General features: G+C 67.1%; 20 protein-coding genes and 1 tRNA gene. 12 read left to right on the top strand and 9 right to left on the bottom strand.

Going from position 1 to position 18,273, the window contains the following annotated elements; genetic code table 11:
• Positions 1 to 21: 21 nt before the first annotated feature.
• The 5 genes from AC5P9P_RS03930 to AC5P9P_RS03950 form a co-directional block, all read right to left on the bottom strand.
• Positions 22 to 690 (bottom strand): YoaK family protein, encoded by a 669-nt coding sequence (locus AC5P9P_RS03930; protein WP_010484284.1) that lies wholly within the window; start codon positions 688 to 690, stop codon positions 22 to 24.
• A 12-nt stretch (positions 691 to 702) separates the two neighbouring features.
• Complete coding sequence (locus AC5P9P_RS03935; RefSeq protein WP_005409048.1) at positions 703 to 1,209, bottom strand: hypothetical protein; 507 nt, start codon at positions 1,207 to 1,209, stop codon at positions 703 to 705.
• Positions 1,206 to 2,606, bottom strand: coding sequence for a PhoH family protein (locus AC5P9P_RS03940; protein WP_005409049.1), 1,401 nt, complete (start codon positions 2,604 to 2,606; stop codon positions 1,206 to 1,208). Before AC5P9P_RS03940 ends, AC5P9P_RS03935 begins: the two co-directional genes overlap by 4 nt.
• Before the next feature lie 84 nt (positions 2,607 to 2,690).
• Positions 2,691 to 3,170, bottom strand: coding sequence for a peroxiredoxin (locus tag AC5P9P_RS03945; protein WP_111108824.1), 480 nt, complete (start codon positions 3,168 to 3,170; stop codon positions 2,691 to 2,693).
• Between the two features lie 92 nt (positions 3,171 to 3,262).
• Complete coding sequence (locus AC5P9P_RS03950; protein WP_005409051.1) at positions 3,263 to 3,823, bottom strand: glycine cleavage system transcriptional repressor; 561 nt, start codon at positions 3,821 to 3,823, stop codon at positions 3,263 to 3,265.
• A gap of 164 nt (positions 3,824 to 3,987) precedes the next feature.
• Between AC5P9P_RS03950 and dapA the strand changes: the two genes are divergently transcribed.
• Complete coding sequence (gene dapA, locus AC5P9P_RS03955; protein ID WP_005409052.1) at positions 3,988 to 4,881, top strand: 4-hydroxy-tetrahydrodipicolinate synthase; 894 nt, start codon at positions 3,988 to 3,990, stop codon at positions 4,879 to 4,881.
• 32 nt (positions 4,882 to 4,913) lie between these two features.
• Entirely contained in the window at positions 4,914 to 5,429 is a 516-nt protein-coding gene (locus AC5P9P_RS03960; protein WP_005409053.1) for a hypothetical protein, read from the top strand.
• Between the two features lie 207 nt (positions 5,430 to 5,636).
• On the opposite strand, the gene fdxA is transcribed toward AC5P9P_RS03960, so the two are convergent.
• Positions 5,637 to 5,960, bottom strand: coding sequence for a ferredoxin FdxA (gene fdxA / locus AC5P9P_RS03965; RefSeq protein ID WP_005409054.1), 324 nt, complete (start codon positions 5,958 to 5,960; stop codon positions 5,637 to 5,639).
• Positions 5,961 to 6,152: 192 nt separating this feature from the next.
• Here fdxA and AC5P9P_RS03970 point away from each other — a divergent pair, with 192 nt between their 5' ends.
• Positions 6,153 to 7,577: a sugar porter family MFS transporter gene (locus tag AC5P9P_RS03970; RefSeq protein WP_111108825.1), complete on the top strand. Its 1,425-nt coding sequence runs from the start codon at positions 6,153 to 6,155 to the stop codon at positions 7,575 to 7,577.
• A 365-nt stretch (positions 7,578 to 7,942) separates the two neighbouring features.
• On the opposite strand, the gene AC5P9P_RS03975 is transcribed toward AC5P9P_RS03970, so the two are convergent.
• Positions 7,943 to 8,017, bottom strand: a tRNA-Glu gene (locus AC5P9P_RS03975).
• Between the two features lie 52 nt (positions 8,018 to 8,069).
• Here AC5P9P_RS03975 and pcnB point away from each other — a divergent pair.
• The 7 genes from pcnB (at position 8,070) to pgi (ending at position 14,167) form a co-directional block, all read left to right on the top strand.
• The gene (gene pcnB, locus AC5P9P_RS03980) at positions 8,070 to 9,449 is read left to right on the top strand and encodes a polynucleotide adenylyltransferase PcnB (RefSeq protein WP_049402628.1); all 1,380 of its coding nucleotides are present in this window, start codon (positions 8,070 to 8,072) and stop codon (positions 9,447 to 9,449) included.
• Between the two features lie 3 nt (positions 9,450 to 9,452).
• The gene (gene folK / locus AC5P9P_RS03985; protein WP_049402627.1) at positions 9,453 to 9,938 is read left to right on the top strand and encodes a 2-amino-4-hydroxy-6-hydroxymethyldihydropteridine diphosphokinase; all 486 of its coding nucleotides are present in this window, start codon (positions 9,453 to 9,455) and stop codon (positions 9,936 to 9,938) included.
• A 34-nt stretch (positions 9,939 to 9,972) separates the two neighbouring features.
• Positions 9,973 to 10,788: a 3-methyl-2-oxobutanoate hydroxymethyltransferase gene (panB, locus tag AC5P9P_RS03990; protein ID WP_005409058.1), complete on the top strand. Its 816-nt coding sequence runs from the start codon at positions 9,973 to 9,975 to the stop codon at positions 10,786 to 10,788.
• The gene (panC, locus tag AC5P9P_RS03995; RefSeq protein ID WP_065183334.1) at positions 10,785 to 11,624 is read left to right on the top strand and encodes a pantoate--beta-alanine ligase; all 840 of its coding nucleotides are present in this window, start codon (positions 10,785 to 10,787) and stop codon (positions 11,622 to 11,624) included. Before panB ends, panC begins: the two co-directional genes overlap by 4 nt.
• Before the next feature lie 66 nt (positions 11,625 to 11,690).
• Positions 11,691 to 12,188, top strand: coding sequence for a hypothetical protein (locus tag AC5P9P_RS04000; protein ID WP_495232620.1), 498 nt, complete (start codon positions 11,691 to 11,693; stop codon positions 12,186 to 12,188).
• Positions 12,189 to 12,275: 87 nt separating this feature from the next.
• Positions 12,276 to 12,656, top strand: coding sequence for an aspartate 1-decarboxylase (gene panD / locus AC5P9P_RS04005; protein WP_005409061.1), 381 nt, complete (start codon positions 12,276 to 12,278; stop codon positions 12,654 to 12,656).
• A complete protein-coding gene (gene pgi / locus AC5P9P_RS04010; RefSeq protein WP_495232603.1) occupies positions 12,653 to 14,167 on the top strand; it encodes a glucose-6-phosphate isomerase in 1,515 nt (504 codons plus the stop codon). Before panD ends, pgi begins: the two co-directional genes overlap by 4 nt.
• Positions 14,168 to 14,268: 101 nt before the next feature.
• On the opposite strand, the gene AC5P9P_RS04015 is transcribed toward pgi, so the two are convergent.
• Positions 14,269 to 14,832, bottom strand: a complete 564-nt coding sequence (locus tag AC5P9P_RS04015; protein ID WP_005409063.1) for a response regulator transcription factor — start codon at positions 14,830 to 14,832, stop codon at positions 14,269 to 14,271.
• Entirely contained in the window at positions 14,829 to 16,055 is a 1,227-nt protein-coding gene (locus AC5P9P_RS04020; RefSeq protein WP_005409064.1) for an ATP-binding protein, read from the bottom strand. The genes AC5P9P_RS04015 and AC5P9P_RS04020 overlap by 4 nt, the downstream gene beginning before the upstream one ends.
• 114 nt (positions 16,056 to 16,169) lie before the next feature.
• On the opposite strand from AC5P9P_RS04020, the gene ispG reads away from it, so the two are divergent.
• Together ispG and AC5P9P_RS04030 are read left to right on the top strand one after the other, a co-directional pair.
• Positions 16,170 to 17,435, top strand: a complete 1,266-nt coding sequence (gene ispG, locus AC5P9P_RS04025) for a flavodoxin-dependent (E)-4-hydroxy-3-methylbut-2-enyl-diphosphate synthase (RefSeq protein WP_049402624.1) — start codon at positions 16,170 to 16,172, stop codon at positions 17,433 to 17,435.
• Positions 17,416 to 18,165 (top strand): phosphatase PAP2 family protein, encoded by a 750-nt coding sequence (locus AC5P9P_RS04030; protein WP_005409066.1) that lies wholly within the window; start codon positions 17,416 to 17,418, stop codon positions 18,163 to 18,165. Before ispG ends, AC5P9P_RS04030 begins: the two co-directional genes overlap by 20 nt.
• Positions 18,166 to 18,273 lie beyond the last annotated feature (108 nt).

Consider the following 18,273-nt stretch of genomic DNA (forward strand, 5'->3'; position numbering starts at 1 on the left):
CCATGCGTGGATGTCCTTGATTCAATGCCGCCAACGCGCCCACTGCTGGTACAGCACATAACCCAGCCCGGTCAGGCCGGTCAGCAGGGCCGGGGCGAGCAGGGCGTCGTACTGCCAGCGCATGAACAGCCAGGCGCCGATGATGCCGCCGGCGAGGAAGCCGCTGATGATCAGGCCGCTGAGGGTCAGCCGTCGTACCTGCAGCGGCAACCCGCGCAGCAGGTGGCCCAGGCCGATGCCGAGGTCGGTGAACATGCCGCTGAGGTGGGTGGTGCGCACCACCGCGCCACTGAAGGTGGTGGCCATCGCGTTCTGCAGGCCGCAGGCCATGGCGGCGGCCAGCGCGCCCCAGATCTGGTGTTGTTCGAACAGTGGAATGGCGACCAGCAGCAGCGCCGATTCCAGTGCCAGCGCCACGCCGTAGCGTCGGCCCAGCTGCAGGGTGCTGTCCTGGATCAGCAGGCCGCTGAGCATCGCGCCCAGCGAGAACGCGATCAGCAGTCCCCACAAGTGGCCGACCGCGCGCCAGTCACCCTGGGCCAGTGCCATGCCGAGCTGGCTGGTGCTGCCGGTCATGTGGCTGACCGCCTGGTGCTCGAAACCAAGGAAACCAACCACGTTGACCATGCCGGCCACGCACGAGAGCGCGACCGCGCCGATCCAGACCCAGGTGGGCAGGCGTATTCCCATCGGCGGGGCCCCTCAGGGCCCGCCGAAGCCGCCGTTGAACTGCAGCTCGCTGAAGGTGTTGCTGGCCGGGTCGAACACCGCGCCCCAGAACTGCGTGCCGCCGTCACAGACGCGGATCGCTTCGCGTGCCGGATTGATGCCGCTGTCGTCGGGCAGGTGGAAGGCGTTGACGTAGATCAGCCGCTTGCCGGCGCTTTCGATGCCGACGTACTGGCGGTCGAAGTCCAGCACTTTTGGTACCTGTGCCTCCAGCGACGACAGCTGTGCTTCCAGCTGATCGATCTGCTGCCGGCTGGGAGCCCAGTAGCCGCTGACCCGCCCGGCCTCGCGGCCGGGGCTGGCGCGCGAGCAGGTGTCGAGCACCTGCGCGGCGATGATCGGGCGGGTGACCACCCAGGACTGCCCGGTGCGCTCGGCGGTCGGCACACTGGCCGGGCCGCGCGTGGTGGTGCAGGCACCGAGCACGGCTGCGAGGGTGATCGCAGCCGTGGGCAGCAGCAGGCGGGTGCAGCGGTTCACAACACCTCCGAAGCGTAATCGGCCAGGCGCGAGCGTTCGCCTCGGCGCAGGGTGATGTGCGCACTATGCGGCCAGTTCTTGAAACGATCCACCGCGTAGGTCAGGCCCGAGGTGGTCTCGGTCAGGTACGGGGTGTCGATCTGCTCGACGTTGCCCAGGCAGACGATCTTGGTGCCGGGGCCGGCACGGGTGATCAGCGTCTTCATCTGCTTCGGGGTGAGGTTCTGCGCCTCGTCCAGGATCAGGTAGCGCGACAGGAAGGTGCGGCCGCGCATGAAGTTCATCGAGCGGATCTTGATGCGGCTGGCCAGCAGGTCGTTGGTGGCCTGGCGGCCCCAGGTGCCGCCTTCCTGGTTGTGCGTGAGCACTTCCAGGTTGTCGGTCAGCGCGCCCATCCACGGCGTCATCTTCTCCTCCTCGGTACCCGGCAGGAAACCGATGTCCTCGCCGACGCTGACCGTGGCGCGGGTCATGATGATCTCGCGGTAGCGCTGCTGGTCCATCGTCTGCGCCAGCCCGGCGGCCAGCGCCAGCAGGGTCTTGCCGGTGCCGGCGGTGCCCAGCAGGGTGACGAAGTCGATCTCCGGGTCCATCAGTGCATTGAGCGCGAAGTTCTGCTCGCGGTTGCGGGCGCTGATGCCCCACACGGCGTGGCTGCCGTGGCGGAAATCGTCGACCAGCGACAACACTACCTTGCCGTCGCCGACCACGCGGCTGACGCGCAGTTCGACTTCGTCTTCGCCGGGCAGGTAGACGTACTGGTTCGGGTACCACTCCTCGCCGTCCTGCGCCTGGATTTCGTAATGGCTGCGGCCCTTGTCGCTCCAGCTGCGCAGGTCGTCGCCGTGGCGCTTCCAGAAGTCTTCCGGCAGCTCGGTGGCGCCGGTGTAGAGGAGGCTGAAATCGTCCAGCGCGCGGTCGTTTTCGTAGTCCTCGGACACGATGCCGGCGATGGCGGCCTTGATCCGCAGGTTGATGTCCTTGGAAACGAACACCACCGGCAGGTCCGGCGTTTCTTCCTTCAGCGCCAGGATCGCGCCAAGGATGGCATTGTCGGGAATGACCTTTCCAAAGCTCTTGCCCGCGTCGAAGTGGCTGGTCTGGAAGCGCAGCTTGCCGGCGCTCTGCTTGCCGCGCAGCTGCAGGCCGTTGGGGCGCTGCAGCGGAATGCCGTCGGCCAGGTTGTCCAGGCCGGATTCCTGCACCAGCTCGTTGAGGAAGCGGCTCACCTGGCGGGCGTTGCGGCTCGCTTCGGAGGTGCCCTTCTTGCCGTTGTCCAGCTCCTCGATCACCTGCATGGGCAGGTAGATGTCGTGCTCCTCGAATTTGAACAGCGCGGTCGGATCGTGCATCAGCACGTTGGTATCCAGCACGTAGATGCGCTTGCCTCGGGTCATCGTCGATTCCTGGTTACGGACAGGGGAAAACCACCACGGCCTGCTGCGGGGCAGGGTGATGGCAGACACAGTAGGCAGTGGGACTCACTTGGACTGGGAGGCCTTCAGTTCGGCGAGAACGGCATCGGCATGGCCGGCAACCTTGACCTTGCGCCAGGACTGCACGATGCGGCTGTCGGGGCAAATCAGGAAGGTGCTGCGTTCGATGCCACGTACCTGCTTGCCGTACATGTTCTTCATCCTGATCACGTCGAAGGCGCTGCACAGCGCTTCGTCGCCATCGCTGACCAGCGGGAAGTTGAAGCCCTGCCTGGCACAGAAGTTGTCGTGCGACTTCACCGAGTCGCGAGAGACGCCGAGCACGACCGCGCCGGCCTTCTTGAACTTCGGCAGCAGGGCGTTGAAGTCGATGCCTTCGGTGGTGCAGCCGGGAGTGCTGTCCTTGGGGTAGAAGTACAGCACCAGCCACTGGCCGGCATAGTCGCCGAGAGTGGCCTGGTCGCCACCGGACAGCGCCAGCGGCAGGGAGAGGGTGGTGCTGTCCAGGGTATCGCCGTTGTTCATGAGGTCCTTCTGTCGAGCCTGGGTTGTTTCTACGACAATTGCATGAAACGCCACGCGCCCGTGAGAGGCGCGCGAAAAATCCGCACTCCCAATCAGAATTTCATCGGGTCCATGATCGCGTCCAGGTTCAGGTGGTCGCAGAACTCAAGGAAATCGTCGCGCAGCGCGGCGATGTGCATGTTGGCCGGCACGCCGATGGTGACCTGTGCACTGAACATTTCCGCACCGGTCTGCATGGCGCGGTAGCGCGTGCTCTGCAGGTTCTCGATGGTGATGCCCTGGCGGTCGAAGAAATCGGCCAGCTGGAACAGGATGCCCGGCTTGTCGGCGGCGATCACTTCGACAATGTACGGCAGCAGGTTGGACTGCGCCTGCTTGGCCGCGGTGCGGTACCAGACCAGCTTCAGGCCTTCCTCGCGCTCCAGCCGGGTCAGCATCGCCTCGAGCTTGGCCACCGAGTCCCAGGAGCCGGTGGCCAGGGCGGTGACCGAGACATCGCGGCCGACCGTGGCCAGGCGTGCGTCCACCAGATTGCAGCCGCTGTCGGCGATGCGGCGGGTGACGGACAGCAGGGGGGACTCCGGATGCGTCGTATAGGCGTTGATCAGGAGGTGGTTTTCGCTCGGCGCGGGGCGCGGGGTGGTGTCGGTCAAGGCGATTCCGGGTAATGCATGCGTTAGTCTGAATGCCCGCCAGAGGCGGGGATCCACCGGTGTCCAGCATACTTGCCCGTGCTTTCGCGCCGCAAGTAACATTCAGGTCGCCCCCGGCCTTTCGTGGCGGGCGTTTTCCCTTTCCAGCCAAGAGCAGCACGTCCTTGTCCCTTTCCGGCCTCATCACCGCGCTGGCGACCCCGTTCCGGGCCGACGGCGCCCTCGATCCCGACGGTTGGCAGCGGCTGCTGCACCTGCAACTGGAAGGTGGCGTCCATGGCGTTGTCGTTGCCGGCTCGACCGGCGAAGCGGCAACCCTCACCGATGCCGAGTACGACCTGCTGCTGGCCAGCGCGGTCGAACGCATTGGCGGCCGCATCCCGGTCATGGCCGGCACCGGCCTGTCCGGTACCGCCAAAACCATCGAACAGACCCGTCGTGCGGCCGCGCTTGGCGCCAGCCATGCACTGGTGGTCACCCCGCCTTACGTGAGGCCGACCCAGGCCGGCCTGATTGCCCATTATCGTGCGGTCGCCGACCAGGGCGGGTTGCCGGTCGTGCTGTACAACGTGCCCGGCCGTACCGGTTGCGACATGCAGCCGGAGACCGTGGCCGAACTGGCCAGCCACCCCAACATCGTCGGCATCAAGGAGGCGGTGGGCGACACCGGCCGGGTGCAGGCGCTGCTCGCACTGCGCAGCCCGCAGTTCGCAGTGCTCAGCGGCGACGACGGTACGGCCGCGCGTTCGATCCGGGCCGGTATCGACGGCCTGATCTCGGTCGGCTCCAACGTGCTGCCCGGCGCCTACCGCCGCATGTGCGAGCTGGCCGCCGCCCATGACCACGAAGCCACCGAGTCCTGGGATGCGCGCCTGCAGCCGTTCCATGATTTCTGCGGTGTTGAACCGAACCCGATTCCGGTCAAGGCGCTGCTGCGCCGTATCGGTATCGGCCATGACCTGCGCCTGCCGCTGCTGCCGCTGTCGGCGCCGCACCACGCGGCCGCCGACCATCTTGCCGGCGACATCGCCGCCCTTGAAGCCCTTTCCAGCCACTGACCTTTCGTCTTGGTCTGACCCAGGAGATTCACATGCGTCAATCCGTTTCCACTGTCCGCGTGCTGTCCTACGCCCTGCTTGCGGTGGCCGTTGCCGCCGGCACCACCGGCTGCTTCAAGCGTGGCGTCAAGGGCGACTACGCCCTGGCCCCGGAAATGCGTCCGCTGGAAGTGCCGCCGGACCTCAACCTGCCGGCCACCACCGGTGACAACAAGGTGCCGGCGCTGGTGTCGGCCACCAAGCCGGCAGCGCCGGCGGCTGCGGCTCCGGCCGTTGGCAATACCGGTTTCACCATCGCCGGTGGCAAGGATGAAGCCTTCGCAAAGGTCGGTACCGCGCTGGAAGGCGTGGAGGGCGTGACCATCGCCAGCCGCGCCCAGCTGCTGGGCTCGTATGACGTGGCCTACGAAGGCAGCAACTTCCTGGTCCGCGTGGTCGCCGTCGATGCCGGCGCCTACATCTCCGCGGTCGACCCGCGTGGCCTGCCGGCCACCGCCGAAGCGCCGGTGAAGCTGATCGCCGCGCTGAAGGCGAAGCTGGCCCAGTAAGGGCTGCCTCTGGTAGAGACTGACCCTGGTCGGCGCTTCTGTGCCAACCAAGGTTGGCACCTACCGGATCGCAAGGTTGGCATGCCGTATCGCGAGGTTGGCATACCGGATCGCAAGGCTGGCATGCCGGATCTTGCGGTTGGCGTTCACCGGAAAACAGAAAAGGGCGCCCGTGGGCGCCCTTTTCGTTACCGCCGTGGGCGCTTCTCAGCGCTCCAGCAGCTTCAGCTTGTCCGGCTTGCCATCCCATTCGCCGGCGTCGGCGGGCGGGTCCTTGCGCACGGTCAGCACCGGCCACTCCTTCGCCAGCTCGGCGTTGAGGGCGACGAAGCCTTCCTGGCCGGCGGGGACATCGTCCTCCGGGAAGATCGCATTGACCGGGCACTCCGGCTCGCAGAGGGTGCAGTCGATGCACTCATCCGGGTCGATCACCAGGAAGTTCGGGCCTTCGTGGAAGCAATCCACGGGGCACACTTCCACGCAATCGGTGTGTTTGCACTTGATGCAGTTTTCGGTGACGACAAAGGGCATGGGCTGGGGGTGGATCGATTCCTGAACCCGCCAATTCTAGAACAGGTTGGCCCCCGCTGTCGGCGCGGGGCGGAAATCGGGCGTCTGGCAGGCGCGGCCGTGGCAGTCATTGGCGGCAGGGCGGGGCCTGTGCGACGCTGCGGGTCAGCCGGCTGCGTCGGGTGGCCGGCCCCCTTCCCAGCAGGATCGTCAATGTCACCAGCCCAGCCCAGCATCGCACTCCATGGCGGTGAGAACACTGCATTCATCGTCCTGATCAGCTGCGTGGCCACGCTCGGTGGATTCCTGTTCGGCTTCGACAGTGGTGTCATCAATGGCACGGTCGATGGCCTGCGCCAGGCCTTCAACTCCAGCGAGGCGGCGCTCGGTTTCGAAGTCGCCTCGATGCTGCTGGGTTGCGCGATCGGTGCGTTCCTGGCCGGCTGGCTGGGCGACCGCCTGGGACGCCGCGGTGTCCTGATCGTGTCGGCGCTGATGTTCCTGGTCTCGGCGCTGGGCGCCGGCGCAGCCCACGCCTCCTGGCTGTTCATCGCGGCCCGCGTGCTGGGCGGCTTTGCGGTGGGGGCGGCCAGCGTGATGTCGCCGGCCTACATTGCGGAAGTGGCCTCGGCGCGCTATCGCGGGCGCCTGGCCACCGTTCAGCAGATGGCGATCATCTGCGGCCTGTTCGCGGCGTTCCTCAGCAACTACCTGCTGGCCCGCGCCGCTGGGGCGTCGACCGAGCCATTGTGGCTGGGTCATGAGGCCTGGCGCTGGATGTTCTGGATGCAGGCGCTGCCGTCGGGGCTGTTCCTGCTGTTGTTGCTGGTGATTCCGGAAAGCCCGCGCTTCCTGGTCCTGAAGGGGCGCCAGCAGCAGGCGAGGGCGGTGCTCTCGCGGCTGTACGGCGATACCGTGGCGGCGGCCAAGCAGGCCGAGATCGAAACCAGCCTGGCCCAGGACCAGCACAAGCCGCGCTTCAGCGACCTGCGCGACACGGTCAGCGGCAAGCTGCGGCCGATCCTGTGGGTGGGTATTGGCCTGGCCATGTTCCAGCAGCTGGTCGGCATCAACGTGGTGTTCTACTACGGCGCAGTGCTGTGGCAGGCGGTCGGCTTTTCGGAAAGCGACGCGCTGTTGATCAACGTGCTGTCCGGTGGGCTGAGCATCGGTGCCTGCCTGCTGACGGTGCTGTTGATCGACCGCATCGGTCGCAAGCCGTTGCTGTGGATCGGCTCGGTCGGCATGTCGGTGGCGCTGGTGCTGATGGTGGTCGCGTTCGCCAGTGGAAGCCTGGCCGACGGTCGCCTGCAGCTGTCCGACGGCATGGGCCGGCTGGCGCTGGTCGCGGCCAATGTCTACGTGGTGTTCTTCAACATGTCCTGGGGCCCGGTGATGTGGGTGATGCTGGGCGAGATGTTCCCCAACCAGATCCGCGGCCCGGCGTTGGCTGTTGCCGGTGCGGCGCAGTGGACGTCGAATTTCGCGATCACCGTGACCTTCCCGATGCTGCTGGCCGGCATCGGCCTGGCCGGCGCCTATGGCATCTACACGGTCGCGGCGATCCTTTCGATCGTCTTCGTGGTCCGCTACGTACGCGAGACCAAGGGCAAGGAGCTGGAGCAGATGGAAGGCTGACGGCGACTGGCTTCGGTTGCGTTCCGTTGGCGCCTGCTTGTCCAGAGTGTGAGAGGGCGGCCTGCCCCCTCCTGACAGTTTCATGGTGCGTGCGGATGCGGCGAAGCGCTGGTCGGTTGTTGCCGCAGCTGGCGGGAAACCGTCCAGAGCCGGTGGGGTCACCCAGGGCAGGAACGTTGGCGCCATGGATGGCGCCATCGAGCCCCCATGGATGGGTTTACGGCGTGTCCTGCCCTGGGTGACCCCACCGGCTCACGCCGATTGCAGGGAGGCGCCAAAGCGACCAACCCGACCGCAATCACTGCAATCCCGGAAAACAGAAAAGCCCGCACAAGGCGGGCTTTTTCGGTTCCTGCTGCGGCGACTGGCGCTCCCTAGGGGACTCGAACCCCTGTTTTAGCCTTGAGAGGGCCACGTCCTAACCACTAGACGAAGGGAGCGTAACTGTGTCGCTGCCGAGGCAGGAGCGCTAGTATATGCACCTCGATGCCATTGGGCAATCCCGAAACTTCAACCGGAAGCGCCAACATCATTTCCTCTGCTACATCACCGTTCAGCCTGCGCGTCATCCCGCGCGACCAGCACACGATCTCCCGCAAGGACATCAGCCCGAACGCCCTGCGCGTGCTTTATCGCCTGCGCGATGCCGGCTTCGGCGCCTACCTTGTCGGCGGCGCGGTGCGCGACCTGCTGGTCAATGGCCAACCCAAGGATTTCGACGTGGCCACCGACGCCACGCCCGAACAGGTCAAGCAGCTGTTCCGCAACTGCCGCCTGATCGGCCGCCGTTTCCGCCTCGCCCACGTTGTGTTCGGCCGCGAGATCATCGAAGTCGCCACCTTCCGCGCCAACAGCGATGACGGTAGTGGCGACCGCGAGATGGAAAACGGCATGCTTGTGCGCGACAACGTGTACGGCACCATCGAAGACGACGCCGTCCGCCGCGACTTCACCTGCAACGCCCTGTACTACGCCATCGAGGACTTCTCGGTGCGTGACTACACCGGTGGCTTCGAAGACGTGCAGGCGCGCCTGATGAAGCTCATCGGCGACCCGGTACAGCGCTACCAGGAAGACCCGGTGCGCATGCTGCGCGCCGTGCGCCTGGCGGCCAAGCTCGGCTTCCAGATCGAAGAGGGCACCGCCGCGCCGATCCCGCAGCTGGCTGGCCTGCTCAACGAAGCCGCGCCGGCACGCCTGTTCGAGGAAGTGCTGAAGCTGTTCCTGTCCGGGCACGGCGTGGCCAGCTTCGAAGGCCTGGAGCGCTACGGTCTGCTCGACGTGCTGTTCCCGGAAAGCGCCAGGGCGTTGAAGTCCAACCGCACCGGCGCGCTGCGCCGCATGCTGGTAGAGGGCCTGGCCAATACCGATGCCCGCGTGGCCAACGACGAGCCGGTCTCGCCGGCGTTCCTGTTCGCGCTGCTGCTGTGGCCGGCGTTCTGCCGCGCCCAGGCGACCCTGCTCAAGCAGGGCGTGGCGCCGGAAGAGGCGCAGCGTCGTGCCGCCGACCGCGTCACCGTGCAGCAGCTGAGCACCATCGCGCTGCCGCGCCGCTTCTCGCTGCCGATGCAGGAAATCTGGCTGCTGCAGTCGCGTTTCAGCTCGCGCCAGCGCAAGCGCGTGTTCCGCACGCTCACCCATCCGCGCTTCCGCGCCGCGTTCGACTTCCTCAGCCTGCGCCAGGTGGCCTCGGCCGAGCACGCTGCCGATGTTGAATTCTGGCGCGACGCACAGGCGCAGTCGGGCCGCGAGCTGGAATCTTCGCTGGACGCGATGCAAAGCGAAGAGGGCGATGACGAGAACGGAGCACCGCGCAAGCGTCGCCGTCGTCGCCGCCGCCCGGGGGCCTCGGCCGGTGCAGCTGGCGAATAAGCAATGATGCCAGCGTGGATCGGCCTCGGCGCCAACCTCGGCGATGCGGCCACGACTGTCGGCGCGGCGATCACTGCGCTGGACGGCCTGCCCGGGACCCGCGTGCTGCAGGCCTCGCGCCTGTACGCAACGCCGGCCTGGGGCAATGAAGACCAGCCACCGTTCGTCAACGCGGTGGCCGCGGTCGAAACGTCACTGGCAGCCGATGAACTGCTGCAGGCGATGCTGGCGCTGGAGCAGGGCTTTGGCCGCGTGCGCGATGCGGCGGTGCACTGGGGGCCGCGCGCGCTGGACCTGGATCTGCTGCTGTATGGCGCGCAGGTGCTCGACCAGCCCGGCCTGCAGGTGCCACACCCCTACATGCACGAGCGTGCCTTCGTGCTGGTGCCGCTGGCCGAAATCGCGCCGGATCTGGCCATCCCCGGGCATGGCCGCGTGCGGGATGCAGTGATGCGGGTGGATGCCTGCGGGATCGCGCCGATAGGGTGATAATGCCCGGGTTATCTCCCCCGGTTATCAGCACATGAGCACCCACGCAGACAGCAAGCCCTGGACCGTTCCCGCCCTGGCCGAGGCCAAGCGCAATGGCCAGAAGCTGGTCATGTTGACCGCCTACGACGCTGGCTTCGCCCGCACTTTCGACGCAAATGGCGTTGACCTGATCCTGATTGGCGATTCGCTGGGCATGGTCGTGCAGGGCCATGATTCGACCCTGCCGGTGACCGTGGCCGACATGGTCTACCACACCCGCGCCGTGGCCCGTGTGCTGCAGCGCGCGCTGCTGGTGGCCGACCTGCCGTTCGGTGCCGATGCCACTCCGGAGCGCGCGCTGGATGCTTCGCTGCAGCTGCTGCAGGCCGGTGCCGAGATGGTCAAGATCGAAGGTGCCGGCTTCAAGGTCGACATCATCCGCTACCTGGTTGAGCGTGAGATTCCGGTCTGTGCGCATCTGGGCCTGACCCCGCAGTCGGTGCTGCGCCTGGGCGGCTTCAAGATCCAGGGCCGCGGCGATGCCGCGCGCCAGCTGGTGGAAGATGCCAGGGCCGTGGCCGCTGCCGGCGCCAGCATCATGGTGCTTGAGTGCGTGCCGACCCCGGTTGCCGCCGAGGTGACCGCTGCGGTGGAGGTGCCGACCATCGGCATCGGTGCCGGCCCGCAGTGCGACGGCCAGGTGCTGGTGCTGCACGATTTCCTCGGCCTGGACAGTGGCCATCGCCGCCCCAAGTTCGTCAAGGATTTCCTTGCCGAAGGCGGTTCGGTGGCCGGTGCCACCCGCGCCTACGCCGACGCCGTGCGCGACGGCAGCTTCCCCGACGAACAGCACGCTTACGCCTCATGATCCAGACCTTCAACGAGCTCGGCGCATTGCGCGGGCAGATCGCCCAGTGGAAGCGCGAGGGCCTGCGCGTGGCGCTGGTGCCCACCATGGGCAACCTTCACGGTGGCCATCATTCGCTGGTGACCCTTGCCCGCCAGTACGCCGACAGGGTGGTGGCAAGCATCTTCGTCAACCCGACCCAGTTCGGGCCGAACGAGGATTTCAGTCGCTATCCGCGTACGCCCGAGGCCGATGTGGCCGGGCTTGAGCAGGTCGGCTGCGATGCGGTGTGGCTGCCCAGCGTCGAGGCCATGTACCCGCTGGGCGTGGACAAGACCACGCAGATGCACGCGCCCGGCGTGAGCGAGGTGCTGGAAGGTGCCAGCCGCCCGGGCCACTTCGATGGCGTCTGCACGGTGGTGGCGCGCCTGTTCCTGCAGGTGCAGCCGGACGTGGCCGTGTTCGGCCGCAAGGACTACCAGCAGCTGGCGGTGATCCGGCAGATGGTGGCTGAGCTGTCGTTCCCGATCCAGATCGTCGGCGCGGACATCGTGCGCGACGAGGATGGCCTGGCCAAGAGTTCGCGCAACCAGTACCTGAGCGCCGAACAGCGCCCGGTCGCGACCACCATCCACCGCACCCTGCTGGGCATGCGCGAAGGCTACGTGGCCGGGCAGGCGCGTGATCGCATCGAGGCCGACGCCACGGCGGCATTGCAGGCGGCCGGTTTCCAGGTCGACTATGCGGTGCTGCGCACCCCGGAGCTGGCCGAGCCGACGTTCGATGGCGGTGGCCGCGTAGCGCTGATCGCCGCGCGCCTGGGCTCCACCCGCCTGATCGACAACCTGGAGTTCTGAGCCGCATGCGGCCCGGGGGCGCCCACAATGGGCGCCTCGCACCTTCCCATGGACGGGAGAACGGCAATGAAGACGCCCTCCACTGACGCTGGTCGGCTTGCGCAGGCGTTGATCCTGGCCGTGTTGGCGGCAGGCATGCTGCCGGCCCAACTGTTTGGCGGCCTGTTGTTCGCATTTGAATTCAGGCGCACGCCGATGCCCGCGCTCACCGGCGGTGGACTGATGTTCGGGCTGGGCGTCTGCAGCGCCATCGCGGTGTTCCTGCCGATGGCGCTGCTCCCGCGATCTCGGCGGCTCCTGCGCCGGCCCCGCTTCGTGCTTGCAGGGGCTGCTCTGGGCGCGCTGGCCATGGCCATCCATGACTGGCCGGGCGCGATCCATGGGCCGCTGCTGCAGCGCCTGCGCTATGTCGATACATTCGATGTGATCAGCTATGGGCTGACGGTGTTGGCTGCAGGGGGCCTGGGCCTGGCCTCCGGGCTGGCCTTCCATACGGTGTTCAGGCTGTCACTGCAGGGCGGTGCCGTCCATGCCACGGCGCCGCCGCCGGGCGAGGGCGCCTGAACGGCCTTCAGCGTCCTGCCGCAGGCCCCTGACGACGGCCAAGCGGGTGCTAGAATCCGCTCTTTCCTTTGCCGTTGCAGCGCCCCCATGCACCTGTCCCTGCTCAAGACCAAGATCCACCGCGCCACCGTCACCCATTCCGAGCTGAACTACGAAGGCTCGATCGCCATCGATGACAACCTGCTGGCTGCCACCGGCATCCGCGAGTTCGAGCAGGTGCACATCTGGGACGTGACCAACGGTGCGCGCTTCTCGACCTATGCCATCCGCGCCGAAGCCGGCAGCGGCGTTGTCTCGCTCAACGGTGGCGCTGCGCGCCACGTGCAGGTCGGTGACATCATCATCATTGCCGCGTTCGCCAGCATGACCGAGCAGGAAGCCGACAGCTTCAAGCCGAAGCTGGTGTACGTTGATGGCAAGAACCAGATCACCCACACCAACGACACGATCCCGACCCAGGCCGCATGACAACGTACAACGGATTCGACTCGCTGCATTCCCACGCCCAGCGCCTGAAGGGCGCAAGCATCCCCGGCCTGCTCGCCGCCGAACCCGGCCGCGTGCAGGACCTGGCGCTGCGGGTCGGTCCGTTGTACGTCAACTTCGCCCGGCAGAAATACGATGCCGCGGCGTTGCAGGCATTGCTGGCGCTGGCTGCCGACCGTGATGTCGGTGGTGCCATCACCCGCCTGTTCCGTGGCGAGCAGGTCAATCTGACCGAAGGTCGCGCCGCGCTGCACACCGCACTGCGCGGCGACGTGGTCGATGCGCCGGTGGCGGCCGAGGCCTATGCCACCGCGCGCGAGATCCGCCAGCGCATGGGCGTGCTGGTGCGCGCGCTGGAAGACAGTGGCGTGACCGATGTAGTCAGTGTCGGCATCGGTGGTTCCGACCTTGGCCCGCGCCTGGTCGCCGACGCACTGCGTCCGGTCAGCGGTGCGCGCCTGCGCGTGCATTTCGTCTCGAACGTGGACGGCGCGGCCATGCAGCGTACGCTGGCCACGCTGGATCCTGCCAAGACCGCCGGCATCCTGATCTCCAAGACCTTCGGCACCCAGGAAACCCTGCTCAACGGCCAGATCCTGCACGACTGGCTGGGGGGCAGCGACCGCCTGTACGCGGTCAGTGCCAATCCGGAACGTGCCGCCAAGGCCTTTGCCATCGCCGCCGATCGTGTGCTGCCGATGTGGGATTGGGTCGGCGGCCGCTATTCGCTGTGGTCTGCGGTCGGTTTCCCGATCGCGCTGGCGATCGGCTTCGAGCGCTTTGAACAGCTGCTGGAAGGTGCTGCGCAGATGGATGCGCATGCGCTGGATGCACCGCTGGAGCGCAACCTGCCGGTGCTGCACGGCCTGACCGACATCTGGAACCGCAACCTGCTGGGCCATGCCACGCATGCGGTGATGACCTACGACCAGCGCCTGGCGCTGTTGCCGGCCTACCTGCAGCAGCTGGTGATGGAAAGCCTGGGCAAGCGTGTGCAGCGTGACGGCCAGCCGGTCACCACCGATACCGTGCCGGTGTGGTGGGGAGGCGCGGGCACCGATGTGCAGCACAGCTTCTTCCAGGCACTGCACCAGGGCACCAGCATCGTTCCGGCAGATTTCATCGGCTGCGTGCACAACGACGATCCCTACACGATCAATCATCAGGCCCTGCTGGCCAACCTGCTGGCGCAGACCGAAGCACTGGCCAATGGCCAGGGCAGCGACGACCCGCACCGTGATTACCCGGGCGGCCGCCCGAGCACGCTGATCCTGCTCGACGCGCTGACCCCGCAGGCGCTGGGTGCGCTGATCGCCATGTACGAACACGCCGTGTACGTGCAGTCGGTGATCTGGAACATCAACGCCTTCGACCAGTTCGGTGTCGAACTGGGCAAGCAGCTGGCCAGCGGCCTGCTGCCGGCGCTGCAGGGCGAGGATGTGGCCGTTGCCGACCCGATGACCCGCGAGATCCTTGCGCAGCTGAAGCGCTGAGGCTCTGGTAGTGCCGGCCGCTGGCCGGCGACCTCATGAACGATTGAAGCATCACCTGGTTGCCGGCCAGCGGCCGGCACTACCATGAAGGGCGTGGTGCCTCAGCGGCTCGGGTCGCGTTCCGGGCTGGGCCGCTTGGCCAGCTTGCGCTGCAGCGAGCGCCGGTGCATGCCGAGCAGGCGCGCGGCTGCCGACACATTGCCGCCGGTCTCGTGCATCGCCTGCTGGATGTGTTCCCACTGCAGGCGGCTGATCGGTGTCATCGCGTCGGGCACTTCCATTTCGCCATCGTCGGCCGGGCCGTCATCCTCCTCGCCCAAAGCGCGAAGGATCATCGGTACCGTGGCTGGCTTGGGCAGGTAATCGTCCGCACCGAGCTTGATCGCTTCCACCGCAGTGGCGATGCTGGCGTAGCCGGTCACCAGCAGGATGCGCATGTCCGCGCGCAGCGCACGCAGCGGCTGGATCAGCGCCAGGCCGGAATCGCTGCCCAGCTTCAGGTCGATCAGGGCGAACGCGGGTGGGTGCTGGCGCGCCAGTGCCAGCGCGCTGGCGGCATCCTGCGCGGTCTGCGTTTCAAGCCCCTTGCGGGCCAGGCTGCGCTGCAGGGTGCGCAGGTACAGTTCGTCGTCGTCGACCAGCAGGCCGAGGGTTGAGGCGCTCATGGGGTTTCCTCGCGTGGGGCCAGCGGCAGGCGGAAGCCGACGCGGCTGCCGGCCCCTTGGGCCGGGCGCATCCACATCTCGCCGTCGAGGCGTTCGATCGTGGCATGGGACAGGGCCAGGCCGACTCCCATGCCTTCACTCTTGCTGCTACCGAACAGCTTGCCCGGCAGCACCGCGGCGCGCGCGTTGAAGCCGTGGCCGTAGTCGCGTACTTCGCCGATCAGATCGTCGCCTTCGATGCGCAGGTCCAGGTCCACGCGCGGCCGGCCGGCCTGTTCGCCGGCATCGGCGGCATTGTTGAGCAGGACCATCAGCAGGTGGCCCACGCCCGGGTCGAGCGGCAGCCGCAGCGGCGCATCATCGTTGCGGTGCAGGTCGATGGTCGGTCGCACCAGGCGCCATTGCTCCAGCACCTGCTGCGCGCTGGAATGGCTGCGTCCGGGCGCATCGGCCGAGGCCGGTGCGGCCAGCGCCAGCACGCGCTCACGGCACTGCACCAGCAGCTCGCGCAGGGTTTCCATGTCCTCGCGCACTTCCGGCTCTTCACTACGTTCGGCTACGTCGTCGGCGAGCAGGGTCATGGTTGCCAGCGGCGTGTTCAGTTCATGCGCCACCGAGGCGGCATGGGTGGCCAGGGCGACGATGCCCTCGTTGCGGGCGAAGCGTTCGCGCAGGGCCGAGAGTTCCAGTTCGCGCTGGCGCAGCGCCAGCGCCAGGCGGGTGGAGAAGGCCAGTACGACCGCCGCGGAAATCAGGAAATTGGCGACCACGCCCCAGCGGTTGAGGTCCTGCGCGCGGAAATAGCCGTCCGGCAGCGACTGGCCGAAGATGCCGCTGGCGGCGTAGCCGAGCAGGCAGGCCAGCGCGACCGCCAGCGCCCAGCGCAGGGGCAGGGCGAACGCGGCCAGTGCGATCAGGATCAGGAACAGCGAGCTGAACGGATTGGCCATGCCACCGCTCCAGCCGACCATCCAGGTCAGGATGATCACGTCTACCAGGATGTGGCCGAATGCAGTCAGCGGTGCGGTGTCGGCCGCTTCCGGGCGCAGCTGGGTATAGATGTTGAACAGGGCCAGCACCGCCACGCCGGCCCACAGCGGCAGCTGCGGCAACGGCAGCCCCAGCACCCAGGTGGCGACCAGGATGGTGGCGGCCTGGCCGCCTACTGCAAGCCAGCGCAGGCTGCACAGGGTTCGGAGAAACGGGGCGTCGGGACCGGTCATTCACGCTCATCGTATGCGTTCGCGCGTGACCGTGCCTGCGACAATCGGCCGCAGCCGTGCCGCCGGCTGAATGCGAGTCACCCCGAATGCAGGGCCGGGCGGTAGAATGCGCCCATGCACGACGCCGTCACCCGCCCGACTCCGCCCTCCGATGCCACTGCCTGGCCGCGCCGCCAGACCCATGCCGTCCAGATCGGCGGGGTCACCGTGGGCGGAGGCAAGCCGGTGGTGGTGCAGTCGATGACCAACACCGACACCTCCGACGTCGCCTCCAGCGTGAAGCAGGTGGCCGAGTTGTGGCGTGCCGGTTCGGAGATGGTGCGGCTGACCGTCAATACCGTGGAAGCCGCTGCGGCGATCCCGCGCATTGTCGACAAGCTGGCGATGATGGGCATCGACGTGCCGCTGATCGGCGATTTCCACTACAACGGCCACCAGCTGCTGACCGCCGAACCGGCATGTGCCGAAGCACTGGCCAAGTACCGCATCAACCCGGGCAACGTCGGCTTCGGCAAGAAGAAGGATCTGCAGTTCGCCCAGCTGATCGAATTCGCCATCCGTTACAACAAGCCGGTGCGCATCGGCGCCAACTGGGGCTCGCTGGACCAGGCCCTGGCGGCGAAGCTGATGGACGAGAACAACCTGCGCGAACAGCCCTGGGACGCCGGCCGCGTGCTGCGCGAGGCGCTGATCCGCTCGGCGCTGGATTCGGCCGAGCAGGCGGTGGAGCTGGGCCTGCCGCGCGATCGCATCGTGCTGTCGGCCAAGGTCAGTGGCGTGCAGGAGCTGATCGCGGTGTACCGCGACCTGGCGCAGCGCTCCGACTTCGCCCTGCACCTGGGCCTGACCGAGGCCGGTATCGGCAGCAAGGGCATCGTGGCATCGTCCGCGGCGCTGGGCGTGCTGCTGCAGGAAGGCATCGGTGACACCATCCGCATCTCGCTGACCCCGGAGCCGGGCCAGTCGCGCACGCAGGAAGTGATCGTCGCCCAGGAACTGCTGCAGACCACCGGCCAGCGTGCCTTCACGCCGCTGGTCACGGCCTGCCCGGGCTGCGGCCGTACCACCTCCGAGTTCTTCCAGGAGCTGGCCAAGGTGGTGCAGAACCACGTGCGCGAGAAGATGCCGCTGTGGAAGGTCCACCACCCGGGGGCGGAGAACATGACCCTGGCGGTGATGGGCTGCATCGTCAACGGGCCGGGCGAATCGCGTCACGCCAACATCGGCATCTCGCTGCCGGGCACGGGTGAGACGCCTGCGGCGCCGGTGTTCGTCGATGGTGAGAAGAAGGTGACCCTGCGTGGCGACAACATCGCCCAGGAGTTCGTCGCCCTGATCGACGATTACGTCGAACACACGTATGTCCGAAGCGCCGGATAAGCCTGCGATCCTCGCCGCACCGGAGTCCGCCTCCGGCTTCCGCCACTGGATGGCGCGCAACGCCTGGCGCCTGGTCCTGTTGTTCGGTGGCGTGCTGCTGCCGTTGGCAGGCTTTGTTGCCCTGGCGGACGAAGTGCACGAGTTTGAATCGTTCCATTTCGACGCGCCCCTGCTGTGGCAGATGCATGGCCTGCATTCGCCGTGGCTGGACCGCTTCTTCGTGCTCATCTCGAAACTGGGCTACGAGTGGTTCCTGATCCCGGCCGACGTGCTGATCATCGGCGTGCTGCTGGGCTACCGGCGCTGGCGCGAGGCGACCTTCGTCGCGGTCAGCTTCGTAGGGTCGGCGCTGCTGAACATGGGCAGCAAGCAATTCTTCCAGCGGCAGCGCCCCAGCCTGTGGGAATCGATCGCGCCGGAATCGACGTTCAGCTTCCCCAGCGGGCATGCGATGGGTTCGATGACCCTTGCCGTGACCTTGGTACTGCTCGCCTGGAACACCCGTTGGCGCTGGCCGGTACTGATGCTGGCACCCGCGTTCAGCCTGCTGGTAAGCGTGTCGCGGGTCTATCTGGGGGTGCATTACCCCTCCGACATCCTGGCCGGATGGTGTGCCGCGCTGGTTTGGGTGGTAGGGTGCTATCTGGTCATGTTCAGTCGCCGGCACCCTTGGCGACGTCACGGCCCGCCGCCAGCGAAGGCCAGCGAAGCACCAACACAGGGGGTTTGACGTGGATGGCCCTTGAGGGACGTCTACGTGATAGATCAGTTGTTTCGTTGCAGCAGGTTCTGCAAGACAGGGGGCAAGCACAACGCGCGGTACTGTGATGCGCAAGGC

Source organism: Stenotrophomonas sp. YJH_SMC_14-1 (assembly GCF_059372275.1).

Bases quoted from the DNA above. Each gene is read 5' to 3' on its own strand.
- panC (WP_065183334.1), top strand. From the start codon at position 10,785: ATGATCCAGACCTTCAACGAGCTCGGCGCATTGCGCGGGCAGATCGCC.
- AC5P9P_RS03930 (WP_010484284.1), bottom strand. From the start codon at position 690: ATGGGAATACGCCTGCCCACCTGGGTCTGGATCGGCGCGGTCGCGCTC.
- AC5P9P_RS04030 (WP_005409066.1), top strand. From the start codon at position 17,416: ATGTCCGAAGCGCCGGATAAGCCTGCGATCCTCGCCGCACCGGAGTCC.
- AC5P9P_RS04020 (WP_005409064.1), bottom strand. From the start codon at position 16,055: ATGACCGGTCCCGACGCCCCGTTTCTCCGAACCCTGTGCAGCCTGCGC.
- panB (WP_005409058.1), top strand. From the start codon at position 9,973: ATGAGCACCCACGCAGACAGCAAGCCCTGGACCGTTCCCGCCCTGGCC.
- AC5P9P_RS03960 (WP_005409053.1), top strand. From the start codon at position 4,914: ATGCGTCAATCCGTTTCCACTGTCCGCGTGCTGTCCTACGCCCTGCTT.
- AC5P9P_RS03970 (WP_111108825.1), top strand. From the start codon at position 6,153: ATGTCACCAGCCCAGCCCAGCATCGCACTCCATGGCGGTGAGAACACT.
- ispG (WP_049402624.1), top strand. From the start codon at position 16,170: ATGCACGACGCCGTCACCCGCCCGACTCCGCCCTCCGATGCCACTGCC.
- fdxA (WP_005409054.1), bottom strand. From the start codon at position 5,960: ATGCCCTTTGTCGTCACCGAAAACTGCATCAAGTGCAAACACACCGAT.
- panD (WP_005409061.1), top strand. From the start codon at position 12,276: ATGCACCTGTCCCTGCTCAAGACCAAGATCCACCGCGCCACCGTCACC.
- AC5P9P_RS03945 (WP_111108824.1), bottom strand. From the start codon at position 3,170: ATGAACAACGGCGATACCCTGGACAGCACCACCCTCTCCCTGCCGCTG.
- pgi (WP_495232603.1), top strand. From the start codon at position 12,653: ATGACAACGTACAACGGATTCGACTCGCTGCATTCCCACGCCCAGCGC.
- AC5P9P_RS03940 (WP_005409049.1), bottom strand. From the start codon at position 2,606: ATGACCCGAGGCAAGCGCATCTACGTGCTGGATACCAACGTGCTGATG.
- folK (WP_049402627.1), top strand. From the start codon at position 9,453: ATGATGCCAGCGTGGATCGGCCTCGGCGCCAACCTCGGCGATGCGGCC.
- AC5P9P_RS04015 (WP_005409063.1), bottom strand. From the start codon at position 14,832: ATGAGCGCCTCAACCCTCGGCCTGCTGGTCGACGACGACGAACTGTAC.
- AC5P9P_RS04000 (WP_495232620.1), top strand. From the start codon at position 11,691: ATGAAGACGCCCTCCACTGACGCTGGTCGGCTTGCGCAGGCGTTGATC.